The following is a 5,412-nucleotide window of genomic DNA, read 5'->3' as shown; positions in this document are numbered from 1 at the left end:
AAGAGAAGAGATCATTGAAAAATAGATATAACAACCAAGTAAGGAAAAACTAAAGCGTCAAAACTTTGAGTGAGTCAGACAAACATACAATGGAGAGTTTGATCCTGGCTCAGGATGAACGCTAGCGGGAGGCCTAACACATGCAAGCCGAGCGGTAGAAGATCTTCGGATCTTTGAGAGCGGCGCACGGGTGCGGAACACGTGTGCAACCTACCTTTATCAGGGGGATAGCCTTTCGAAAGGAAGATTAATACCCCATAATATATTAAGTGGCATCATTTGATATTGAAAACTCCGGTGGATAGAGATGGGCACGCGCAAGATTAGATAGTTGGTGAGGTAACGGCTCACCAAGTCAATGATCTTTAGGGGGCCTGAGAGGGTGATCCCCCACACTGGTACTGAGACACGGACCAGACTCCTACGGGAGGCAGCAGTGAGGAATATTGGACAATGGGTGAGAGCCTGATCCAGCCATCCCGCGTGAAGGACGACTGCCCTATGGGTTGTAAACTTCTTTTGTATAGGGATAAACCCAGATACGTGTATCTGGCTGAAGGTACTATACGAATAAGCACCGGCTAACTCCGTGCCAGCAGCCGCGGTAATACGGAGGGTGCAAGCGTTATCCGGATTTATTGGGTTTAAAGGGTCCGTAGGCGGACTCGTAAGTCAGTGGTGAAATCTCATAGCTTAACTATGAAACTGCCATTGATACTGCGGGTCTTGAGTAAGGTAGAGGTAGCTGGAATAAGTAGTGTAGCGGTGAAATGCATAGATATTACTTAGAACACCAATTGCGAAGGCAGGTTACCATGTCTTAACTGACGCTGATGGACGAAAGCGTGGGGAGCGAACAGGATTAGATACCCTGGTAGTCCACGCCGTAAACGATGCTAACTCGTTTTTGGGTTTTCGGATTCAGAGACTAAGCGAAAGTGATAAGTTAGCCACCTGGGGAGTACGAACGCAAGTTTGAAACTCAAAGGAATTGACGGGGGCCCGCACAAGCGGTGGATTATGTGGTTTAATTCGATGATACGCGAGGAACCTTACCAAGGCTTAAATGGGAATTGACAGGTTTAGAAATAGACTTTTCTTCGGACAATTTTCAAGGTGCTGCATGGTTGTCGTCAGCTCGTGCCGTGAGGTGTTAGGTTAAGTCCTGCAACGAGCGCAACCCCTGTCACTAGTTGCTAGCATTAAGTTGAGGACTCTAGTGAGACTGCCTACGCAAGTAGAGAGGAAGGTGGGGATGACGTCAAATCATCACGGCCCTTACGCCTTGGGCCACACACGTAATACAATGGCCGGTACAGAGGGCAGCTACACAGCGATGTGATGCAAATCTCGAAAGCCGGTCTCAGTTCGGATTGGAGTCTGCAACTCGACTCTATGAAGCTGGAATCGCTAGTAATCGCGCATCAGCCATGGCGCGGTGAATACGTTCCCGGGCCTTGTACACACCGCCCGTCAAGCCATGGAAGTCTGGGGTACCTGAAGTCGGTGACCGTAACAGGAGCTGCCTAGGGTAAAACAGGTAACTAGGGCTAAGTCGTAACAAGGTAGCCGTACCGGAAGGTGCGGCTGGAACATCTCATTTTAGAGCGTCTTTAAGACGTTAAACAAAAAAAGGTACTTCAATGTACCATGTACTTACTTTAAGAAAACGTTTTAGTTTTTTACTCGGTTGCTTATATTATAAAAGATGAATGATGATCGATGAATGATCGGTAAAGAGAAATCAATATTGTATCAGGAGTCATGAATCATTTATCATATATAAAAACACCCACTAGAAATTAGTATCAGGGAACAGAGAGATTGAGATATAAAAATAAGGAGTCGGATGCTATCATTCATTACTTATTACTTATCACTCATAAGAGAGTCTCGTAGCTCAGCTGGTTAGAGCGCTACACTGATAATGTAGAGGTCGGCAGTTCGAGCCTGCCCGAGACTACTAATTGTAAAAGACGGTAAGATATAAGATAGGAGACACCAGATTTTAAATCTGATATCTGGAATCTGAGATCTGAGGTCTACTAGAGGGGGAATTAGCTCAGCTGGCTAGAGCGCCTGCCTTGCACGCAGGAGGTCAAGGGTTCGACTCCCTTATTCTCCACAGTTTTGTGCGTTTGATTTAAAAGTTGATGGATAGAGCCAAAATAAATATCCATTTATCAGACAAGCAGAAAGCATTAAGATCATTGACATTAACGGTAAAAATATCACAAAGAGAAAACCGAGCGCAATTAAGCGTTTGAGTTTACAAAAAATAAGCTTGGTAGCAATACTGAGTAAAAAAATACTGAACTAATTAACAAATTAGGAAAGAAATCGTTAAGGGCGTATGGCGGATGCCTAGGCTTTCAGAGGCGAAGAAGGACGCGGTAAGCTGCGAAAAGCTGCGGGGATCGGCACACACGAATTGATCCGCAGATGTCCGAATGGGGCAACCCGTCTGGTTGAAGACCAGTCACTCTAAATTTATTTAGAGAGCAAACCCGGAGAACTGAAACATCTAAGTACCCGGAGGAAAAGAAATCGAAGAGATTCCGTAAGTAGTGGCGAGCGAACGCGGATTAGCCCAAAAGTCTTTATATATTTAATAGAATGTTCTGGAAAGAACAGCCATAGAGGGTGATAGCCCCGTACATGAAAGGTATATTTAGATGATAAATGAGTAGGGCGGGACACGTGAAATCCTGTCTGAATATGGGGGGACCATCCTCCAAGGCTAAATACTCCTGAAAGACCGATAGTGAACAAGTACTGTGAAGGAAAGGTGAAAAGCACTTCGAATAGAAGGGTGAAATAGAACCTGAAACCGTACGCCTACAAGCGGTCGGAGCCCACAAGTTGGGTGACGGCGTGCCTTTTGCATAATGAGCCTACGAGTTAATTTTACTAGCGAGGTTAAGGACTTCAGGTCCGGAGCCGGAGCGAAAGCGAGTCTGAATAGGGCGTATAGTTAGTAGGATTAGACGCGAAACCTTGTGATCTACCCATGGGCAGGTTGAAGCTTTGGTAACACAAAGTGGAGGACCGAACCGGTTGACGTTGAAAAGTCTTCGGATGACCTGTGGGTAGGGGTGAAAGGCCAATCAAACTGGGAGATAGCTCGTACTCCCCGAAATGCATTTAGGTGCAGCGTCGTATATAAGTTTATTAGAGGTAGAGCTACTGATTGGATGCGGGGGAGTCAAATCCTACCAATTCCTGACAAACTCCGAATGCTAATAAATGTTCTACGGCAGTGAGGGCGCGGGTGCTAAGGTCCGTGTCCGAGAGGGAAAGAACCCAGACCAACAGCTAAGGTCCCCAAATCTCTATTAAGTTGAAGCAACGCGGTTGGACTGCATTGACAGCTAGGATGTTGGCTTGGAAGCAGCCATTCATTTAAAGAGTGCGTAACAGCTCACTAGTCGAGCGGTCCGGCATGGATAATAATCGGGCATAAATAGAGTACCGAAGCTATGGATTTACAACTTAAGAGTTGTATCTGGTAGGGGAGCATTCTGTTTGCACAGAAGCAGTATCGTGAGATATTGTGGAGCGTACAGAAAAGAAAATGTAGGCATAAGTAACGATAAAGGGGGCGAGAAACCCCCTCACCGAAAGACTAAGGTTTCCTCAGCCATGCTAATCAGCTGAGGGTTAGTCGGGACCTAACGCGAACCCGAAAGGGGTAGTGGATGGACAATGGGTTAATATTCCCATACTTGCTCACACTAAAAAGGGGACGGAGTGCCGTACTTACTGGAGACTGACGGAATAGTCAAGACCTAGCCTTCGGGCGAAGTTGCTGTAAGGAAAGTGCTTCCAAGAAAAGCCGAAGTGAAGCAACCCGTACCAAAACCGACACAGGTAGTCGAGGAGAGAATCCTAAGGTGCTAGAGTGAATCATGGTTAAGGAACTAGGCAAAATAGTCTCGTAACTTCGGAAGAAGAGACGCCAGCAGCAATGCTGGCCGCAGTGAAGAGGCCCAGGCGACTGTTTATCAAAAACACAGGACTCTGCTAAATCGAAAGATGCTGTATAGGGTCTGACACCTGCCCGGTGCTGGAAGGTTAAGGAAGGTCGTTAGCAGCAATGCGAAGCGATTGACTGAAGCCCCAGTAAACGGCGGCCGTAACTATAACGGTCCTAAGGTAGCGAAATTCCTTGTCGGGTAAGTTCCGACCTGCACGAATGGTGTAACGATCTGGGCACTGTCTCAACCATGAGCTCTGTGAAATTGTAGTAACGGTGAAGATGCCGTTTACCCGCAATGGGACGAAAAGACCCTGTGAACCTTTACTATAACTTCGTATTGACTTTGAGTAAGTAATGTGTAGGATAGGTGGGAGACTTTGAAGCAGGCACGCTAGTGTTTGTGGAGTCAACGTTGAAATACCACCCTTTACTTACTTGGAGCCTAACTTCTGTTGGAAGGACATTGCGTGGTGGGTAGTTTGACTGGGGTGGTCGCCTCCAAAAGAGTAACGGAGGCTTTCAAAGGTACCCTCAGCACGCTTGGTAACCGTGCGTAGAGTGTAATGGCATAAGGGTGCTTGACTGTGAGACCTACAAGTCGATCAGGTGCGAAAGCAGGACATAGTGATCCGGTGGTTCCGTATGGAAGGGCCATCGCTCATAGGATAAAAGGTACTCCGGGGATAACAGGCTAGTCTCCCCCAAGAGCTCACATCGACGGGGAGGTTCGGCACCTCGATGTCGGCTCGTCACATCCTGGGGCTGGAGAAGGTCCCAAGGGTTGGGCTGTTCGCCCATTAAAGTGGCACGCGAGCTGGGTTCAGAACGTCGTGAGACAGTTCGGTCTCTATCTATTGCGGGCGTTAGATGTTTGAGAGGGCTTGATTCTAGTACGAGAGGACCGAATTGAACAAACCTCTGGTGTATCAGTTGTACCGCCAGGTGCACCGCTGAGTAGCTACGTTTGGAAGAGATAAGCACTGAAAGCATATAAGTGCGAAACTCGCCTCAAGATGAGACATCTTTTAAGGGTCGTTGGAGATGACGACGTTGATAGGCTACAGGTGTAAAGTTGGTAACAGCATAGCCGAGTAGTACTAATTACCCGTAGATTTATAGCCTAATAGGTAAACGCTTCATTGCGCACTAAAGGTTCTCTCTTTGTGAACATTTTTATCGATAAAACAGATCTCAGATAGAAGACATCAGATGACAGAGCGTATAAAGTTCTGAACTCTGAAATCTACCTTCTGATATCTTATATACAACCTTTAGGGTGGTTTTAGCGGTGGGGCTCACCTGTTCCCATTCCGAACACAGAAGTTAAGCCCACCAGCGCCGATGGTACTGCGAAAGCGGGAGAGTAGGTCGCCGCCAGTTTTTTTTAAAAGTCTCATACATTTATTTGTGTGAGACTTTTTTTTGCGTTAAAC

2 tRNA genes and 3 rRNA genes are annotated in these 5,412 nt (G+C 46.7%); all 5 read left to right on the top strand.

Features of this window, described 5'->3' with window-relative positions:
- Positions 1–86 precede the first annotated feature (86 nt).
- Positions 87–1,603, top strand: a 16S ribosomal RNA gene (locus AC2A07_RS19535).
- 286 nt (positions 1,604–1,889) lie between these two features.
- Positions 1,890–1,963, top strand: a tRNA-Ile gene (locus AC2A07_RS19530).
- Positions 1,964–2,051: 88 nt separating this feature from the next.
- Positions 2,052–2,125: transfer RNA gene (locus tag AC2A07_RS19525), tRNA-Ala, on the top strand.
- Positions 2,126–2,333: 208 nt separating this feature from the next.
- A 23S ribosomal RNA gene (locus tag AC2A07_RS19520) occupies positions 2,334–5,100 on the top strand.
- Positions 5,101–5,251: 151 nt separating this feature from the next.
- A 5S ribosomal RNA gene (rrf, locus tag AC2A07_RS19515) occupies positions 5,252–5,359 on the top strand.
- Together the 16S, 23S and 5S rRNA genes with 2 tRNA genes alongside form the textbook arrangement of a ribosomal RNA operon.
- Positions 5,360–5,412 lie beyond the last annotated feature (53 nt).

Source organism: Chryseobacterium sp. HNCC26DJ238 (assembly GCF_057180465.1).
Note: the sequence above shows the minus strand (reverse complement) of the source record. Positions and strands in the feature narration are given on the sequence as shown.